This is a genomic window from Arthrobacter sp. B055-34 (assembly GCF_059090425.1).
In genome coordinates, this window is the sequence record NZ_JBNHFQ010000030.1 from 1 (window position 1) to 292 (window position 292).

The 292-nt window shown below is 74.3% G+C and carries 1 protein-coding gene; it reads right to left on the bottom strand.

Features of this window, described 5'->3' with window-relative positions; all coding sequences use genetic code 11:
- Window positions 1-292 (bottom strand): DUF222 domain-containing protein (locus AC5RWO_RS21465; protein ID WP_498733959.1); only part of this gene is annotated, 292 nt, incomplete at both ends.

Genomic DNA, 292 nt, shown 5'->3' on the forward strand with positions numbered 1-292 from the left:
GCTTGGGGCAGGACCCCGGCCTCGAACGCGGGCAAGAGTTCTTCGGGCAGGTCGGCGGAGCCGCGGGCGATCGCGGTGGCCCGCGGCAGGTCCAGGTTCCCGGCGGCCATCGCCTCCACCGTGGCCGGCAAATGGTCGCACAGCTGCGCGGCCTCGGTCAGGTCCTTCTGCACAGCCCCGCGGGGCTGGGCCAGCGCCGCGGCGATCTCCGTCGCCGCGCAGGAAGAGAACCCGTGCGCGTTGCCCATCTCGGCGCCTTCGGCCGGGCGCAGCTCGGTGAACCGGCTCAACG